Source organism: Bradyrhizobium sp. 4 (assembly GCF_023100905.1).
Taxonomy (GTDB): domain Bacteria; phylum Pseudomonadota; class Alphaproteobacteria; order Rhizobiales; family Xanthobacteraceae; genus Bradyrhizobium.
Map to the genome: position 1 here is coordinate 4643302 of NZ_CP064686.1, position 15878 is coordinate 4659179.

Below are 15878 nucleotides of genomic sequence, written 5' to 3' on the forward strand. Positions count from 1 at the left end.
GAGCAAGATCCATGTTTCATTTCTCCAACATCGTTCGCACCAAGGGCGATCCGAAGATCGTCGAGGGCGGCCCGAGCCTGAAGCGCCCCGAAGACCAGCTCGCCCGCGCGCTCGGCTGGTTCAGCATCGGCCTCGGCGTCGTCGAATTCTTCGCGCCACGGCGGGTCACGGAAACGCTGGGCATGGAAGGCCATGAGACGCTGGTCCGCGCCTTCGGCGTGCGCGAGATCCTGGCCGGGATCACGACGCTCTCGGTCGAGAAGAACGCCGGCCTGTGGGCCCGCGTCGGCGGCGACGGCCTCGATGCCGCCGCGCTGCTTTCCGGGTTGACCGCGGATAATCCCAAAAAGGGCAATATCGCTCTGGCGCTGCTGATGGTCGGCGGAATCGCGATGCTCGACTACCGCGCCGCGCAGGACACCAAGCCGCGGCGGCCGCCGCGCGACGCCCGGCGCAAGCTGTATCCGAACCGCAGCGGCTTTCCCAAAGGCATCGAGAGCGCCCGAACCGCGGCCAAGCAGATCGCAGCGAACGCCACCGCGGGACGGACTTGAGGAAGCACGACGAGGTAATGCAAAGCAATGAACGAGGCGTCCCGTAACGAAGGTGCGTGGTGGGAATCCGCCGTCATCTACGAAATCGCACTGATCTCGTTCCAGGACTCGGACGGCGACGGCAAGGGTGACCTCGCCGGCCTGACATCACGGATCGACTATCTGAAATGGCTCGGCGTCGACGCGGTGTGGCTGACGCCGATCTACAAGAGTCCGTTCCGCGACCTCGGCTACGACATCTCCGACTACTGCTCCATCGACCCTGCGTTCGGCAGCCTCGAGGCGTTCGACCGCCTGCTCAAGGCCCTGCACGCGGCGGGGATCCGCGTGATCCTCGATCTCGTGCCCAACCATACTGCGAACGATCACGCATGGTTCGTCGAGAGCAGCAGCTCACGGAATAGCGCGAAGGCCGATTGGTACATCTGGGCCGACGCAGCCGAGAATGGCGGTCCGCCCAACAACTGGCTGAGCCGCTTCGGCGGCAGCGGCTGGGAATGGTGCGAGGCGCGGCGGCAATATTACTACCATTCCTTCCTGGTCGAGCAGCCCGATCTGAACTGGCGCAACCCGCAGCTGCGCGCCGCGATCGCCGATGTCATGCGCTTCTGGCTCGATCGCGGCGTCGACGGCTTTCGCGTCGATGCCAGCGCCGTCCTGATCAAGGACGCGCTGCTGCGCGACAATCCGCATAACCCGCAAGCCAAAGGCAAGCCGCCGCCGCAGCGCCAGACGCCTGTCTTTACCGACGATCGGCCGGAGACGATGGATTGCATCGAATTCATCCGCGAGGTGATCGACGGCTATCCGGGGCGGATGTTGTGCGGTGAGGTCCAGGGCAAGACCGACCGCATCGGCCACTTCTACGGCAACGACCGACCGCGCCTGCATCTGCCGCTCAATTTCGCGCTGCTGGACGCCCCCTGGGACGCACTGTCGCTGCAAGCGACGATCGACGCGTATTACAACGCCATCCCGGATCATGCATGGCCAGTCTGGGTGATCGGTGGTCACGACAAGCAGCGGATTGCGAGCAAAATCGGCGACGCGCAGATGCGGGTACTGGAGATGCTGCTGATGACGCTGCGGGGAACGCCGTTCTTCTTCATGGGCGACGAGATCGGCCGCAAGCGCGTTCCCATTCCGTCCGACCGCGTTCGGGATCCCTTCGAGAAGCTCGTGCCGGGCTACGGCCTTTGCCGCGATCCGGAACGCGCGCCGATGCGTTGGGACGACAGCACCAACGGCGGCTTCACCACCGGCGACCCATGGCTGCCGCTGGAGCCGCCTGACGGCGCCGCCAACGTGGCCGGGCAGCGGCGCGATGCGCGTTCGATCCTGGCGCTGTTTCGCGCGCTGATGACGCTGCGGCACGAGCAGGCGTGCCTGCGTCACGGCGGCTACGAGCCGCTGCGCTCGCAGAACGATGTTCTTGCCTACACGCGGACGGACGGCGGCAACGACATTCTGGTCGCGCTCAACATTGCCGCCGAGCCGCGGAAATGTCACTGGCAAGGTCGCGGCCGCTTGCTGATGTCGACGCATCTGGACCTGCCGTCCGAGCCGCTGCCGGGCGCCACCATCCTGCTCCGCGGCAATGAAGGCGTGATCATCGAACTCGAGCCAAGATGACGCCCGAGGAACCATCCACGTGTCAGCGAGTCTCATTCAACGCTTCCGACGTCCCCCCTGCCGGAGGCTGAATAGACGAAACCGCGGCCCCGGCGCTCATCCCCCTTCAAGCGCCGGGGTCACGGCGTGAGCCTGGAGGCAGACCATGAGCAAGACCAAGGGCCTCGGTCAGCGGATCGCTGGCAAGGCGAAACAGGCCGTCGGCGAGATCGTCGGCGATCAGGATCTCCATGAGGAAGGCAAGGAGCAAGCGGGGCGCGGCCGGGACGAACAGAGCAAGCCGAGCGAGCTCAATCCGTTGAAGAAACTCAATCAGCTGACGTGAACGCCGCCGCGCCGTCCGCCATTTCCAGTTCAATTCGCCCCGGTGATGAAGCCGCCTCACGGCGGCGCTCCCGCTGGATCGCCGCGGCCCAACTCGGCCTGATCAGCAGCACCTTCTCGACCATCGTCAGCCAGCTCTTCGCCGCGCGCATCGGACGCGATGCCGCCGTCGACTGGATGACGGTCGCCGCCATTCCCGCGCGCGATTGGGCGATCAGCGCAGAGCCGTCGTGGAGCGCGATCCTTGCCGGGATCGCCTTCCACCAATGGGCGGACTTCTCGTGGGCGCTGGTGTTCTTCGGTGTGCTCGGACGCTTGACCGCCGACCTGCGGCCGCTCACGATCCTGCTGCTCGCCCTGCCATGGGCCGTGTTCTCGTCAAGCATGGAATGGTTCGTGCTGGTGCCCCTGTTTCCGTTCTGGCAGCCGCTGTTCACGCTGCAGCAGCCGTACTGGATCGGCCTGCTCGTCCACGGCTCCTCGGCCGTGATGTACCCCCTGTTCGCCCGGCTGCGCTGGAGGCGAGGCGCGGCACCCGCGCGCGATGTTCGCTTCACCAATGCCTGGATCACCGGCGCGCTGGCCTTGATCGCGCTGCTCGGCGCGACCGCGTTGTTCGGCAGCCATGGTTACGAGCCGCCGTGGATGGGCCACGACAGAGATGCGGACCAGACTTACATCCGTCACATGACCGCGCATCACGCCCAGGGCATCGCGCTGGCGCGGATCGCCGCGGAGCGCGCGCAGGACCCGCATCTGCGAAAGCTGGCGATGCTGATGGTCGCGAGCCAGACCGGCGAGAACCAGATTTTCGAGACCTGGTGGCTGAGCTGGTTCGACACCGAGATGCCCGATTGCAGCACGGACGAACGTGCCGCGATGCCGGGCTTCCTTACACAGGCCGAGATGCGACAGGTCAAGACCGCGCCGGCGTACCAATTCGACACGGTGTTCGTCGAGACGATGAGCAAGCATCACGCCGGCGCGGTCAGGATGGCCGACCAGATGTGGCATAGCGGCGGCGATCTGCGCCTGCGTGTTATGGCCCACGCCATCCGCCACGAGCAGCAGGGGGAGATCGCGCTCATGCACCGCGCGAGCGGCATTGCTGCCGTCACCACGGCGTTCCGCAACATGCTCGGCGACAACGTCAATTGAGTAGATTGCACCCTACTCGCGCCAGAACTCCGCCAATTCCTCGGCGGTCATCAGATCGACCTGTCCATGAAAGCGGGTGCGGTACATCGTCATGAGCGCATCGTGGCCGACATCGGACGAGCTGCACAGCGCATCCTCGACGATGACGACCCTGAAGCCGAGATCGACGGCGCTCAGGACCGTCGAGAGCACGCAGACGTCAGTCTCTGCGCCCGTGATCACGACTGTGCCGACGTTCTTGTCGATCAGCAGGCTGGCGAGGCCGGGATTGCTGAACGCCGAATAGGCCGGCTTGTCGATGACGGCAGCCGGCGGAACGAACCGGCTCAGGGCCGGCACGAGTTCGAGGCCGGATGGCGGCAGATGTTTACGGGTCGCTTCGCGCCAGCGACGAAAATAGCTCTGCCACTGTCCGGGCCGATCCTCCGGGTTCTCGGGCGTGATGAATCGCGTGAAGATCGTTCTGGCCTGATGGCGCGAAACGATCGAGGCGATCGTCGGCAATACTCTCGCCATCCATGGCGTCGCCCAGAGACCGCCGGGAGCGAAGATGTTCTGCATGTCGATGCACAAGTGAACGGCGTCGCTGATGCCGGTCACTTCCGACGCGCTGTCTCTCATCGTCCTTCACTCCTGTGGGCGCGATCGACGGCGTTCACGACGCCGAGATCGGAGCCTCTCCGCCCTCGACGATCTCTGGAAGGATGTCCTTGAACAGACGCACCGGAATGGATTTCGCAGCAGGGACCTTGCTGCCCTCCGCCTGATGCCAGAGCGGAATGAGCACGTTGCATTCGGGATAATAGGCCGCAATGCTCCTGCGCGGGATGCCATAGGGGACGATTTGGAGCTCGCTCAAGCTGCGCGTGACGCCATCGCCCGCCTCCGTCACCAGCGTGACGGTATCTCCCGATTTTAGCCCGTCTTCCTCCATGTCAGCGGGATTCATGAACACGACGTAGCGGCCGCCCTCGATGCCGCGAAAGCGATCGCCTTCGGCGTAGATCGTCGTATTGAACTGCCCGTCCGCGCGCAGTGTCATCAGCTCATAGATGCCGTCGGTCTCGCGGGGTGGCGCGAAGGCCGACTTTGGAACGGTGAAGTTCGCCTTGCCGTTCGGGGTCTTCCACTTCCGCTCGCGCGCCGCGAGCGGCCGCGCAAAACCGCCGGGTTCGAACATGCGCGCATTGAAGTCCTTGAACTGGTCGGGATAAGTGCGCTCGATGGCGTCCCGAACCCGCGAATAGTCGGCGACCCAGGCGTCCCAATCGATCTTGGGGTTGGGCTTCAACGTTGCCTTTGCCAGGGCGGCGACGATCGCCGGCTCCGACAGGAGATGGTCGGCCACCGGCTTGCGCTGGCCGCGCGATCCGTGAATGCAGGTGGTGGAATCCTCCATCGACACCGCTTGTGCGCCGCTGGCCTGCCGGTCGATCTCGATCCGGCCGAGGCACGGCAGCAGATAAGTGACCTCGCCCGGCACGAGGTGGGTCCGGTTGAGCTTGGTCGCGATCTGCACCGATAGGCGCAGGCCGGACCAGGCGGGCTCCATCAGGGACCGCTCGGGAACGGCGCGCAGGAAATTGCCGCCGAGGCTGACGAAGCCGCGAACGTCGCCTTTCAGAATGCCCTGGCAGGCGTCGACGGTGGACAGTCCCTCCCACCGCGGCGGCTCGAAACCGTAGAGCTCCGCAAGCTTGTCCAGCGGCACCAGCTTGGTCTTCTCGGAGATCCCGACGGTGCGCTGGCCCTGCACGTTGGAGTGGCCCCGGATCGGCGAAATGCCCGCGCCGGGCTTGCCGATATTGCCGCGGAGCAGCAGCAGGTTGACGATCATCTTGTTCGTCTCGACGCCGTGCTTGTGCTGGGTGATGCCCATGCCGTAATTGGCGATCACGGCCTTGGCCTCCATATAAGTGTTCGCGGCCTCGCGCAGGGCACCGCGCGAAAGCCCGGAGGCCCGTTCGATCTCCTCCCAATCCTGTGCACGGCAGAATTCGGCGAACTCCTCGAAGCCGACCGTGTGCTGCCGGATGAATTCGGCATCCACCACGCGCGCAGTTTCATTTTCCCGAGCGAGGTCGTCCGCCTCGATCACCCATTTGCAAATCCCGACGATCGCCGCCGCGTCGCCGCCGACACGCACCTGATAATATTGCGAGCTGATGCGCGTGCCGCCTGCGATCATCTGGACGGGATTTTGCGGATTGACGAAACGCTCCAGGCCGCGCTCGCGCAGCGGATTGAACGTTATGATCGGCACGCCGCGCTGCGCCGCCTCCTGGAGCGGATGCAGCATGCGCGGCGCATTGGTGGTGGTGTTATGGCCGAAGAAGAAGATGCAATCGGTGATCTCGAAATCCTCCAGCAGCACCGTGCCGACCGGAACTCCGATCACCTCCGGCAGCGCCACCGACGTCGTCTCGTGGCACATGTTCGAGCTGTCGGGGAAATTGTTGGTGCCGTACATGCGGCCGAACAATTGGTACATGTAGCTGGTTTCGAGCGAGGCACGTCCGGACGTGTACATCACGACGGAACGGGGATCGAGCCGGTTCAGCTCGGCGCCGATATCCGCAAAGGCCTCGTCCCAGTCGACCGCTAGATATTTGTCGCTTGCCCGGTCGTAACGCATCGGCGTCGTCAGGCGCCCCTGCTCCTCCAGTTGATGATCGGACCAGGTTCGTAGTGCAGTCAGCGTATGTTGCGCAAAGAACTCCGGTCTCGCGGTCTTGCGAGTAATCTCCCAGGCGGTCGCCTTGGCACCGTTCTCGCAGAACTCGAATGGACGTGGCTTGGCCGGCTTGGCCCAGGAGCAGCTCACGCACATGAATCCGTCGGGCTTGTTCTGCTTGAGCAGGATCTCGCTGCCGAGAATGGCGACCTCTTCCTGCGTCAGGATGCTTGCAACGGCTTTAAGTGAGCCCCAGCCGCCTGCCGGCGCATCATTGTTCTCGACCTTTGCCTTTTGCCGCATGGCGTTTCCTTCAATCGCAAGCCCTGCACGCAGAACCCGAGATGGGATGGCAAGTTCCAACCGTTCGGAACCTTGCTCCGGTTCGTGCGTCGATGAATTGACGTAGGACGAACACCCATGCACGGCTCTCGATCCGGCGCACACGATCGCGCATCCATGCCCACGCCATCCGTGAGAATGCCCCGGCTCACGTCGAGCGGGACGCACGATGAGCGGATGCTGGCCGAGGAATGTCCCGTGGCACTCGTCTACGACGGAACGACCGTCGCCGTCGTGATGGCAACTCCCGCCGATCTGACCGACCTTGCTGTGGGATTCAGTCTGACCGAAGGGATCATCGGCGACATCGGCGAGATCGAGGAGCTCACGGTCGTTCCCGGTCCCGACGGGATCGAACTGCGGCTATGGCTGCGACCGAATGCCGGGCGACGGCTGAAGGAGCGACGGCGACATCTGGTCGGGCCGACGGGTTGCGGCCTGTGCGGCATCGACAGCCTGCGCGAAGCCGGCCGTATCGCTCAGTGCGTCGAGCAACCGGCGGGCCTCACGCCGGAGCAGATCAGCACGGCCATCGCGGCCCTCACCGAGTCACAGATCCTCAACCACAAGACACGCGCCGCTCACGCCGCGGGTTTTTTCCGGCCAGGCAGCAAGACCATGATGGTGCGCGAGGACGTGGGGCGCCACAACGCCCTCGACAAGCTTGCCGGCGCTCTCGCCATCGAAGGTGCATCCGGCGGCGCCGGCGCCGTCATCCTCACCAGCCGGCTATCGGTCGAGATGGTGCAAAAAACCGCCGCGATGGGCGCCGGCATCGTCGTCGCCATGTCTGCACCGACTGCGCTTGCGGTCCGAACGGCGGAGGCCAGTGGCATTACGCTTGTCGGGATCGCACGGGGCGACGAATTCGAAATCTTCAGCCATCCGGCGCGGGTGTTCATGCCCGCGGCCACCCAGATCGAGCCGGAGTTTCGACCGCAGGCAAACTAAGGGAACCCGGGCATGAGGGATAGCGAACTTCGTCGCGCTCACCTTGCTCGACATATGTCGATGGTGGAATCGGCTTGCGGTGCTTCCTCACGAAGCGTAATTTTCAACTCTACGTAGCTCATTCGAAAGCATCTATCGGGTTCGGCCAAGCGGGAGACAGCAATGGCGGATGTCCCATGGCACCTTTCCGGTGACTATTTCGAGAATTGCAATTGCAGCATCGTGTGCCCCTGCCTGGTGTCGGCGGCGCCGCCGTTGACCGCGCGACCGACCGAGGGCTTCTGCAACGTACCGCTGATCTTCCACATCGAGACCGGCCGCTATGGCGAGATCGCGCTCGATGACCTGAATGTGCTCGTCATCCTCCATGCACCTGGGGTCATGGCAGACGGAGACTGGTCGGTGGCCGCCTATATCGATCAGCGCGCCAACGATGACCAGACCCAGGCCCTGGCTGCAATCTTCACCGGCGGTGCCGGCGGTCCCATGGCCGCGTTCGCGCCACTGATCAGCAAGAACCTGGGGGTGCGCAAGGTCCCGATCACGTTCCAAATCGACGGCAAGACGCGGTCCGCGGAAATCCCCGGCGTCCTGCACATGTCCGTCGATCCGCTACCGACCATGCATCCGAGCGGCGAGATGTGGGTGAACATCGGCCATCCGGTCAGCCCCGACGCCATGGTGATGGCGGTCGGTGCTGCCGGCAATACCTTCAGCGATCATGGCATGCGCTGGGATAATTCCGGCAGGAACGGCCTCTATGCGCCGATCCGCTGGTCGAACCAGGCGTGATGTAAACTCCAGATACCGGCCTGCATCGGTGGCCGGCAACATCGATCGCACAACATCGATCGCAAATGACGGACAGCCCCTTGGAAGCCGTGCTGCGGCGCGATCGCTGGATCGTCGGCGGCGCGATCGTCCTCATGGTCGCGCTGGCGTGGAGCTATGTGCTCTGGCTCGCCAACGACATGGACATGGGCGGCATGGACATGACCGAGTTCCGCATGATCCCCGCTGGGATCGGAATCATGCTGCCAGCCGAAGAGCCGTGGCGAACAATCGAGTTCGCCTATGTGTTCCTGATGTGGGCGGTGATGATGGTCGGAATGATGGCCCCCTCGGCCGCGCCCATGATCCTGATGTACGCCCGTGTAGGTCGACAGGGCAAAGCGCAAGGCAAACTATTCGCAGCGACCGGCTGGTTTGCCGCCGGCTATCTCCTGGCCTGGTGCGGCTTTTCGCTGGCAGCCACCCTGCTCCAATGGGCGATCGAGCGGGCTGCCCTGCTGGATTCCCGGATGGCGATCGCGAGCAACCTGCTCGGCGGCATCGTGCTGATCGCGGCGGGCGCCTATCAATGGACACGGCTCAAAGACATCTGCCTCGCCCAATGCCAGTCGCCGTTTCTGTTCCTGATGCGCCACGGCGGCTTTCGCAGCGACCTGCGGGGTTGCGTGCTGCTGGGCTTTCGGCATGGAGGTTATTGTGTCGGCTGCTGCTGGGTATTGATGGCGCTGTTGTTCGTGGGCGGCGTGATGAACGTGCTCTGGATTGCGCTTTTGTCGTTGCTTGTACTTTTGGAGAAAGTCACGCCGGTGGGACGCTGGATCGCGCGCGCTGCCGGCATTGCCTGTGTGGCCGCGGGCGCGTGGCTCCTGCTGACCTTGCCGAAGTGATTGCGAGGCGCGGACGACGATCGCGCCGACTCTCGGCCGCGAGATCGAACATCGAAACTGGGGGAGGCCCCGTTCCAGGATTCGCAGCGCGAACACGGCGGGCACCGCAAATCGCGAAACAATCTTTCGCGTGTCTGTTTGCTTGGTGCGCTCGGAGGGACTCGAACCCCCACGATTTTACTCACTGCCACCTCAAGGCAGCGCGTCTACCAATTCCGCCACGAGCGCTTTTGGGGATGCCGGCTAGAGGCTTGAAGGCCAACCGGATCAACGGCGCCGATCTAACAAATCCATCAGAGGGGTACAAGCCTCCAAAGGCCCTGAATTCCACAAGCTTGGCAGGAAAGTTCCGGCTCTTCGCGCCGGCATCGGCCTTTTCCGCCTGCCCAGGCGGCTGCGCGTGCCCGGGCCGCTACCGCGTGCCCGGGATACGGGGCAGCATCTGCTTGACCTCGACCGCGATCCGGTTGCGGTCGACCAGCACGACGCCGGAGGCGACGGGCAAATTATTGGCCAAAACCTTGACCTCGTCGGCCTCGGTTGCGTCCAGCTCGATGATGGCGCCGCGGGAAAGACGTAATACTTGATGGATCGGCATGGTTGTCGTCCCGAGGACGACCATGAGATCCACGGTGACTTTGTCGAGAGTAGGCACTTCAGCACCACCGCAACTTGGGACTAGGACTAGGGACTTGGTATTTGCGCCTGGGATCATCACCCGGTTATGGTTAGCCAATGGTTAATTCACCCCAAAACCCCCGCCAAGAGCTCGATTTGACGGCGTTTTCCGCCTCCTCCGGCGAGCCCGTGGAGTGGCGGATTTCGGACGCGCCCGTGCCCTATCCGGAGGCCGTGGCCGAAATGGAAGCGCGCGTCGCGGCGATTGCGGCGGGTGAAGCTCCGGAGCTGGTCTGGCTGCTGGAGCACCCTCCGCTCTACACGTCCGGCACCTCGGGCAAGGAATCAGACCTGCTCGAGGCCCGATTCCCGACCTTTGCCACCGGGCGGGGCGGCCAGCTCACCTATCACGGGCCCGGCCAGCGCGTGGCCTATGTCATGCTCGACCTGAAGCGCCGCCGGCCGGATGTCCGGGCCTATGTCGCGAGCCTGGAAGAGTTGATTCTGCGGACGCTCGCCGCCTTCAACATCCGTGGCGAGCGGCGCGAGGACCGGGTCGGCGTCTGGGTCAAGCGGCCCGACAAGGGACCCGAGCATGAGGACAAGATCGCGGCGATCGGCGTCCGGCTGAAGCGCTGGGTCTCGTTCCATGGCATCGCCATCAATGTCGAGCCGGAGCTGTCGCATTTCGACGGCATCGTGCCCTGCGGCGTCGCCGATCCCCGCTACGGCGTCACCTCGCTGGTCGACCTCGGCCAGCTCGTGACGATGAGCGATGTCGACGTGGCGCTTCGGCAAGCCTTCGAGGAGCTGTTCGGGCCGACCCAGGCGCTGATGCCGGAAGCGGCGGCCTAACTTCCGGTCTCCCTTATTCTCCGCAAACCCGGAATCAGCTACGCTTGATCTCGGTGTCGCCCCCGCCTCCCCCCTCCGCCGGGAAAGTACATTTCATACCGGGCGAATTGATCATCGGACCGACTGTTCGAGCGCCAGGCATAAGGAGGGGTTGCGTTTCAGCTCGCAATGGGAGGTTTTTGCGATGAGACTGTCTGCACCCATTTATCATCTGAAGCGAAGAGCGAAGCGCCTGTCCCGCGAGGAAGGCATTCCGCTGCACGATGCGCTCGACCGCATCGCCGCGACGGAAGGCTTTTCCGCATGGAGCATGCTCGCGGCGAAAGCTGCCGCAGCGACGCCGGCCAACCGGCTTTTCCCGCAATTCCAACCGGGTGATCTGGTGCTGGTTGGCGCGCGTCCCGGCCAGGGCAAGACCCTGATGAGCCTCGAGCTTGCCGTGGAGGCGATGCGGTCGGGCCATCGCGCCGCGTTCTTCTCGCTGGAATACACCGAGAAAGACGTCTTCGATCGCTTTCGGGCGATCGGCGTGGACCTGGCGCAATTCGAAAAACTCTTCGAGGTCGATTGCTCCGACGCCATCAGTGCCGACCACGTTGTCAAGCAGATGGCCGCAGCACCGCGCGGCACCGTCGTGGTGATCGACTATCTGCAACTGCTCGACCAGCGGCGGGAAAATCCCGACCTTTCCGTTCAGGTGCGCGCGTTGAAATCATTCGCGCGCGACAAGGGATTGATTGTCGTCTTCATCTCGCAGATCGACCGTTCCTATGATCCCTCGCTCAAGCCCTGCCCTGACCTGGACGATGTCAGGCTGCCGAACCCGCTCGACCTGAAGCTGTTCGACAAGACCTGTTTCCTGAACAAGGACGAAGTTCAGTTTCGCATAGCGAGCTGACGATCAGGAGGCTCAACCGGTTCACGCCGCGGGTGAGATCGTTCACCCGCGGTCCGCGGTTTCACGCCTTCTCCGGCGAAACCTCGAGCTTGCCGGCGACGTAGCGCCGCTCCTGGGTCAGGCCGCCAAAGCCGTAGGCATCGCCCTTGACCTCGTCGACATGCAGATAGGTCTCGTGATGCAGCGGGCCCAGGATCCCGGCCATGCGCTGGAACATCGCGGCGAGATAGGCGGCCTTCTCGTCCTTGGTGTTGGTGCCTTCGCTGACGTGGATGTCGATCCAGTAGCTCGCGAGCTTTTGCTCTGCGAGCGACTTGCCGCCGGCGAACCAGTCGGCCGCCTCCACCGACTTCACGATGATGGCCGTGACCTCAGGATCCTTGTGCAGGATTTTTGCGGTGAGCTCGGACACGGCGCTCGCGATGTCGGCCTTCAGCGAGGGCGACTGGCGGGAGGTGGTGTAGGACACGGTGATCAGCGGCATGGTCGTTCTCCTCGGATGTCGCGCAGGTGTTGCGCGGCGTTGGTGAGAAGCTAGACCCGCCCTCGACATTTTGGTATCTTATCTCTGTTGATACCAGTGATAAGAGATAATAATGACAGCAACGCTCGACATCGCCACCGTCCAGGCCTTCCTGCTGGTTGCCGACCTCCAGAGCTTTACGCGGACCGCCGAAGCGCTTGGCACGACCCAGGCGGCCGTCAGCCTCAAGCTGCAACGGCTGGAGACGCTGCTGGGAAAACGTCTCGTCGAGCGCTCGCCGCGCGCGGTCCGTCTTACCGCGGATGGCGCAGCGTTCCTCGAGCGCGCCCGCGCGCTCATCGCGGCGCATGATTGCGCGCTGTCGGGCGAGGGGTCAGTCGCGCAGTCGCTCTCGCTCGGCATCTCGGACCATGCCGCGGGCCCGGAGTTGGTACCGCTGCTCGAACGCCTGCATGCGATGTCCTCGAACCTCACGCTCGCCGTCACCATCGGCTTCTCCCGCGAGATGCAGGAGGCCTATGATTCGGGCCAACTGGATGCGGTGATCGTGCGCCAGGAAGGCAGCCGGCGCGGCGGCGAGAAGCTGGCCGAGGACGAGTTCGGCTGGTTCGCGTCACGACGCTTCACAGTGCCAAAGGGGCAGCCTTTGCCGCTCGCGACGCTCGCCCCGCCCTGTGGGGTCCGCGCCATCGCCGTGCGCGCGCTCGATAAGGCTGGCCTGAAATGGCGTGAGCGCTTCGTCGGCGGCGGCGTCACCGCCGTGGTTGCAGCCGCGCTCGCCGGACTTGCAATCGCGCCGCTGGCGCGACGGATCGCGCCCCCCGGGCTGGTCGACATCGGGCCGACCCACAAGCTGCCGAAACTCGGCAGCTCGAAGGTGATGCTACATTCCAAGGTCAGCGATCCCGCCAAGCTGGCGGCGCTGCGCGCAGTCGCGGCAACATTCCGGAGCGTGGCGGCGATCTGACGCCGCACGGCTTTACAAGATTGCTTCGAACGCACTGCGCAGCGTCTCGTGCCGGAACACAAAACCGCGGCTCAGCGCCTTGTTGGGCAGCACGCGCTGACCGCCGAGCAGGAGCTCGTCGGCGAAACCGCCGCCGATCCGGCGCAGCAGGCCGCCGGGAATCCGGAACACCGCGGGCCGATGCAGACGGCGGCCTAGCTCCTCGCTGAACTTTGCGTTGGTGACAGGGATCGGCGCGGTGGCGTTGACGGGGCCGGCGAGATCGGGCGTCGCCATCACATAGGCGATCAGCCGGATCAGATCGTCGCGCTCGATCCAGGACATCCACTGCCGCCCGTTGCCGATGGGACCGCCGAGCCCGAACTCGAACGGCGTCAGCAAGCGCGTGACGAAGCCGCCTTCGGTGCCGAGCACGAGGCCGATGCGCAAATTGACCACGCGGACGCCGAGATCCTCCGCCGGCCGCGCCGCCGCCTCCCAGGCCGCACACAGCTCGTGGCTGAAGCAGGCGTGCGACTTCGCCGATTCCGTCAGCACCTGGTCGGCCCACAGGCCATACCAGCCGATCGCAGAGCCGCTGACGAGCACCTCGGGCTTGCGTTCGAGCCGCGCGATCAGCTTGACGATCTCGCCGGTCATGTCGATGCGCGAGCCGAGAATCTTCGCGCGCTTCGCCTCGGTCCACAGGCCGTTGCCAATCGGCTCGCCGGCGAGATTGACGACAGCGTCGATAGGCGCGTCCGAGGCGAGCTGATCGAGGCTCGTGATCAGCGTGACCGGCGGCGGCAGCATCTCGGCCTTGGCGGGATTGCGGATCAGGGCAATGACGTGATGCCCTGCTCCGCTGAGGCTCGCTGCGAGGCGGCTGCCGATGAAGCCGGTGGCACCTGATATCAGCACCGTCTTGCGGCCGGACAGCTTTTCGACGAGCCCGTGCGCGGGAGCGCTTCTCATGCGGCTGAGCCGGCGCATCGCCGCAAAATCCCTGACACCGCACAGCGCGGCGCCGACCGCACACGCCGTCGCGGCAATGCTGAGCAGGCCCTGATACACGACCATCACGCCGAGGGGCTGCGTGGCCCAATCGATCAGCACCGGCAACAGCAACACCAGGATGGCGCCGTAATTAATCGCGAGCAGCGTGTGATTGATCCGCTCGCTCGGCGGCAATTTTCGGCTGAGATCCTCCTCGACGAAATCCGTCAGCGTGATGACGATCTCGGCGACCAGCACCGCGACGATCAGCAGCGCCAGCGCGCCATGGACTTCGAGCCAGCCGAGCACGAGGAACAGCAGCGCATAAAGCATGTTGCGAATGCCGTGCAGCTTCAATTCGAAACGCTGCGACGGACGCCAGGCCAGGCGCTCGGTGAATTCGTGGTGATAGAAGGTGTCGAACACGCCCATCACGATCTGGATGGCGATGAGCGTCCACATGAGCTGTGTCATGACACGGCCTCCCTGAACATTGCGGACTGGTGGATCAGCGCGCCGTAACGCGGATGAATGACGTCGAGGGTAAAGCGGAAGGCGCCCTCGCCGAGATCGCTGTGTGTCACCGTGAGATCGCCCGGCGTCAGCCATCGCGGCAGGGGAATCCACAGGCGTCCAAACTGGAGACCGTAGCCGGCGCTGCGAAACGTCAGCGCTTGGTCCTCGACCGCGATGCGGAGCGCCATCGAGACGCCGAAGCCGACATATTCTTCCAGCCCGGTCGGGCCGGCAAAACGTTTGGCGGAATGGATCACTTGCGGAAAGCCGCGCTTGCGCGCGCAGATGCGGGTCCAGGTCTGGCCGCCGCCGCCGGCGTCTTCGGTCACCGTGACGATGATGGGGACGCCGGTGTCGCGCCCGGTCGGCAGCGGACCGCCGATCAGGCGCGCGGCTTGCGCGAACCACCAGCCGATGTCGCTGAAGCCGATCTCGTCGACTACACCGACATAGACGACGCTGTCGCCGTCGGCGACGCGTTTCGAAAAACGTCGCCAGGTCGCCAGCGGCAGCCGGCCCCAATCCTCATCCGACAGCAGCGCGCGGAAGCGGCGATCATCGAGCAGTTTCGTGTGAGCGAAGGTCGACGCGTTGGAGCCTGATAATCTTGCCGACGTCATCGCACCCTCCTCAAACCTATTTGGCCTTGCCCAGCGGCAGCAGATTGACGATCCTCTCACCAAGCCGCATCAAGGCGGCCAGCCGCGGCCGCGGTACCTTCAGCATCTGCATGAACCAGTGGTCGGCGAGTTCGGTGAAGGCGAGCATCTCCTTCAGCCGTTTGCTCGCGACCGGATTGATGGTCGGATCGTCGGCGGCATCGGACACGCAGGCTCTGAGCGCTGTGATCGCCGGATCAAGCTCCCGCTCCTTGCGCCGCGCCGCGATCCTGGCCGCAACCTCCCAAATGTCGGTCTCGGCCTCGTAATGGTCGCGGCGATCGCCGAGAATCGGGACGCGCCGGATCAAGTTCCAGGCAAGCAGCTCCTTGAGCGAGTTGGAGACGTTGGAGCGGGCCATGCCGAGGGTGTCGGCGATGTCCTCGGCCGTCATCGGCGCCTCGGCCAGATAGAGCAGCCCGTGGATCTGGCTGACCGAGCGATTGACGCCCCACTCGTCTCCCATGTCACCCCAATGCAGGATGAAGCGCTCGACGGCGGCTGGGAGTTTCTTTCTTCCGGTTGTTTCTGTCATAACAGAAATGTCTGACGGATAGGATCGGCTGTCAAGAGCATCCGCTGGCTTGCGCGG

At 64.4% G+C, this 15878-nt stretch carries 17 protein-coding genes and 1 tRNA gene; 10 read left to right on the forward strand and 8 right to left on the reverse strand.

The window, feature by feature from the left end:
* The first annotated feature begins 11 nt into the window (after positions 1-11).
* The 4 genes from IVB45_RS21920 (at position 12) to IVB45_RS21935 (ending at position 3668) form a co-directional block, all read left to right on the forward strand.
* Positions 12-554, forward strand: a complete 543-nt coding sequence (locus IVB45_RS21920) for a hypothetical protein (protein ID WP_247361731.1) — start codon at positions 12-14, stop codon at positions 552-554.
* Positions 555-581: 27 nt separating this feature from the next.
* Positions 582-2186 carry an alpha-amylase family glycosyl hydrolase gene (locus IVB45_RS21925; RefSeq protein ID WP_247361733.1) on the forward strand — a complete coding sequence of 535 codons (1605 nt, stop codon included), beginning with the start codon at positions 582-584 and terminating at the stop codon, positions 2184-2186.
* A 145-nt stretch (positions 2187-2331) separates the two neighbouring features.
* The gene (locus IVB45_RS21930) at positions 2332-2511 is read left to right on the forward strand and encodes a CsbD family protein (RefSeq protein ID WP_247286918.1); all 180 of its coding nucleotides are present in this window, start codon (positions 2332-2334) and stop codon (positions 2509-2511) included.
* Positions 2508-3668, forward strand: a complete 1161-nt coding sequence (locus tag IVB45_RS21935; RefSeq protein ID WP_247361736.1) for a DUF305 domain-containing protein — start codon at positions 2508-2510, stop codon at positions 3666-3668. The genes IVB45_RS21930 and IVB45_RS21935 overlap by 4 nt, the downstream gene beginning before the upstream one ends.
* A gap of 12 nt (positions 3669-3680) precedes the next feature.
* On the opposite strand, the gene IVB45_RS21940 is transcribed toward IVB45_RS21935, so the two are convergent.
* Entirely contained in the window at positions 3681-4289 is a 609-nt protein-coding gene (locus tag IVB45_RS21940) for an isochorismatase family cysteine hydrolase (RefSeq protein WP_247361738.1), read from the reverse strand.
* 34 nt (positions 4290-4323) lie between these two features.
* Positions 4324-6645 carry an FdhF/YdeP family oxidoreductase gene (locus IVB45_RS21945; RefSeq protein ID WP_247361741.1) on the reverse strand — a complete coding sequence of 774 codons (2322 nt, stop codon included), beginning with the start codon at positions 6643-6645 and terminating at the stop codon, positions 4324-4326.
* Between the two features lie 216 nt (positions 6646-6861).
* Here IVB45_RS21945 and fdhD point away from each other — a divergent pair, with 216 nt between their 5' ends.
* The 3 genes from fdhD (at position 6862) to IVB45_RS21960 (ending at position 9314) form a co-directional block, all read left to right on the forward strand.
* Positions 6862-7635, forward strand: coding sequence for a formate dehydrogenase accessory sulfurtransferase FdhD (fdhD, locus tag IVB45_RS21950; RefSeq protein ID WP_249800351.1), 774 nt, complete (start codon positions 6862-6864; stop codon positions 7633-7635).
* Between the two features lie 162 nt (positions 7636-7797).
* Positions 7798-8427 (forward strand): DUF1326 domain-containing protein, encoded by a 630-nt coding sequence (locus IVB45_RS21955; protein ID WP_247361745.1) that lies wholly within the window; start codon positions 7798-7800, stop codon positions 8425-8427.
* Positions 8428-8492: 65 nt separating this feature from the next.
* On the forward strand, positions 8493-9314 hold the full coding sequence (locus tag IVB45_RS21960; RefSeq protein ID WP_247361747.1) for a DUF2182 domain-containing protein: 822 nt from the start codon (positions 8493-8495) through the stop codon (positions 9312-9314).
* A 143-nt stretch (positions 9315-9457) separates the two neighbouring features.
* On the opposite strand, the gene IVB45_RS21965 is transcribed toward IVB45_RS21960, so the two are convergent.
* Positions 9458-9542: transfer RNA gene (locus IVB45_RS21965), tRNA-Leu, on the reverse strand.
* Positions 9543-9726: 184 nt separating this feature from the next.
* Positions 9727-9969 (reverse strand): FliM/FliN family flagellar motor switch protein, encoded by a 243-nt coding sequence (locus IVB45_RS21970; RefSeq protein WP_007603171.1) that lies wholly within the window; start codon positions 9967-9969, stop codon positions 9727-9729.
* An 80-nt stretch (positions 9970-10049) separates the two neighbouring features.
* On the opposite strand from IVB45_RS21970, the gene lipB reads away from it, so the two are divergent.
* On the forward strand, positions 10050-10787 hold the full coding sequence (gene lipB, locus IVB45_RS21975) for a lipoyl(octanoyl) transferase LipB (RefSeq protein ID WP_247361749.1): 738 nt from the start codon (positions 10050-10052) through the stop codon (positions 10785-10787).
* 184 nt (positions 10788-10971) lie between these two features.
* Positions 10972-11685, forward strand: a complete 714-nt coding sequence (locus IVB45_RS21980) for a DNA helicase (RefSeq protein WP_247361751.1) — start codon at positions 10972-10974, stop codon at positions 11683-11685.
* A 61-nt stretch (positions 11686-11746) separates the two neighbouring features.
* On the opposite strand, the gene IVB45_RS21985 is transcribed toward IVB45_RS21980, so the two are convergent.
* The gene (locus tag IVB45_RS21985) at positions 11747-12169 is read right to left on the reverse strand and encodes a 4-oxalocrotonate tautomerase family protein (RefSeq protein WP_027567400.1); all 423 of its coding nucleotides are present in this window, start codon (positions 12167-12169) and stop codon (positions 11747-11749) included.
* A gap of 112 nt (positions 12170-12281) precedes the next feature.
* Between IVB45_RS21985 and IVB45_RS21990 the strand changes: the two genes are divergently transcribed.
* The gene (locus IVB45_RS21990; protein ID WP_247286933.1) at positions 12282-13136 is read left to right on the forward strand and encodes a LysR substrate-binding domain-containing protein; all 855 of its coding nucleotides are present in this window, start codon (positions 12282-12284) and stop codon (positions 13134-13136) included.
* Positions 13137-13148: 12 nt separating this feature from the next.
* Here IVB45_RS21990 and IVB45_RS21995 read toward each other — a convergent pair whose 3' ends face one another.
* From IVB45_RS21995 to IVB45_RS22005, 3 genes are read right to left on the reverse strand one after another with little or no spacing between them, the layout of a single operon-like run.
* Complete coding sequence (locus IVB45_RS21995) at positions 13149-14585, reverse strand: TIGR01777 family oxidoreductase (RefSeq protein WP_247361753.1); 1437 nt, start codon at positions 14583-14585, stop codon at positions 13149-13151.
* The gene (locus IVB45_RS22000; protein WP_247361754.1) at positions 14582-15247 is read right to left on the reverse strand and encodes a DUF4166 domain-containing protein; all 666 of its coding nucleotides are present in this window, start codon (positions 15245-15247) and stop codon (positions 14582-14584) included. The genes IVB45_RS21995 and IVB45_RS22000 overlap by 4 nt, the downstream gene beginning before the upstream one ends.
* Before the next feature lie 16 nt (positions 15248-15263).
* Positions 15264-15821 carry a MarR family transcriptional regulator gene (locus IVB45_RS22005; RefSeq protein WP_247361756.1) on the reverse strand — a complete coding sequence of 186 codons (558 nt, stop codon included), beginning with the start codon at positions 15819-15821 and terminating at the stop codon, positions 15264-15266.
* Positions 15822-15878 lie beyond the last annotated feature (57 nt).

What these genes read in the sequence shown, in the direction of transcription:
- IVB45_RS21995 (WP_247361753.1), bottom strand. Translation starts at nt 14,585, where the DNA reads ATGACACAGCTCATGTGGACGCTCATCGCCATCCAGATCGTGATGGGC.
- IVB45_RS21985 (WP_027567400.1), bottom strand. Translation starts at nt 12,169, where the DNA reads ATGCCGCTGATCACCGTGTCCTACACCACCTCCCGCCAGTCGCCCTCG.
- IVB45_RS21960 (WP_247361747.1), top strand. Translation starts at nt 8,493, where the DNA reads ATGACGGACAGCCCCTTGGAAGCCGTGCTGCGGCGCGATCGCTGGATC.
- IVB45_RS22005 (WP_247361756.1), bottom strand. Translation starts at nt 15,821, where the DNA reads ATGACAGAAACAACCGGAAGAAAGAAACTCCCAGCCGCCGTCGAGCGC.
- IVB45_RS22000 (WP_247361754.1), bottom strand. Translation starts at nt 15,247, where the DNA reads ATGACGTCGGCAAGATTATCAGGCTCCAACGCGTCGACCTTCGCTCAC.
- IVB45_RS21980 (WP_247361751.1), top strand. Translation starts at nt 10,972, where the DNA reads ATGAGACTGTCTGCACCCATTTATCATCTGAAGCGAAGAGCGAAGCGC.
- IVB45_RS21945 (WP_247361741.1), bottom strand. Translation starts at nt 6,645, where the DNA reads ATGCGGCAAAAGGCAAAGGTCGAGAACAATGATGCGCCGGCAGGCGGC.
- IVB45_RS21955 (WP_247361745.1), top strand. Translation starts at nt 7,798, where the DNA reads ATGGCGGATGTCCCATGGCACCTTTCCGGTGACTATTTCGAGAATTGC.
- fdhD (WP_249800351.1), top strand. Translation starts at nt 6,862, where the DNA reads ATGCTGGCCGAGGAATGTCCCGTGGCACTCGTCTACGACGGAACGACC.
- IVB45_RS21920 (WP_247361731.1), top strand. Translation starts at nt 12, where the DNA reads ATGTTTCATTTCTCCAACATCGTTCGCACCAAGGGCGATCCGAAGATC.
- IVB45_RS21940 (WP_247361738.1), bottom strand. Translation starts at nt 4,289, where the DNA reads ATGAGAGACAGCGCGTCGGAAGTGACCGGCATCAGCGACGCCGTTCAC.
- lipB (WP_247361749.1), top strand. Translation starts at nt 10,050, where the DNA reads ATGGTTAATTCACCCCAAAACCCCCGCCAAGAGCTCGATTTGACGGCG.
- IVB45_RS21990 (WP_247286933.1), top strand. Translation starts at nt 12,282, where the DNA reads ATGACAGCAACGCTCGACATCGCCACCGTCCAGGCCTTCCTGCTGGTT.
- IVB45_RS21930 (WP_247286918.1), top strand. Translation starts at nt 2,332, where the DNA reads ATGAGCAAGACCAAGGGCCTCGGTCAGCGGATCGCTGGCAAGGCGAAA.
- IVB45_RS21925 (WP_247361733.1), top strand. Translation starts at nt 582, where the DNA reads ATGAACGAGGCGTCCCGTAACGAAGGTGCGTGGTGGGAATCCGCCGTC.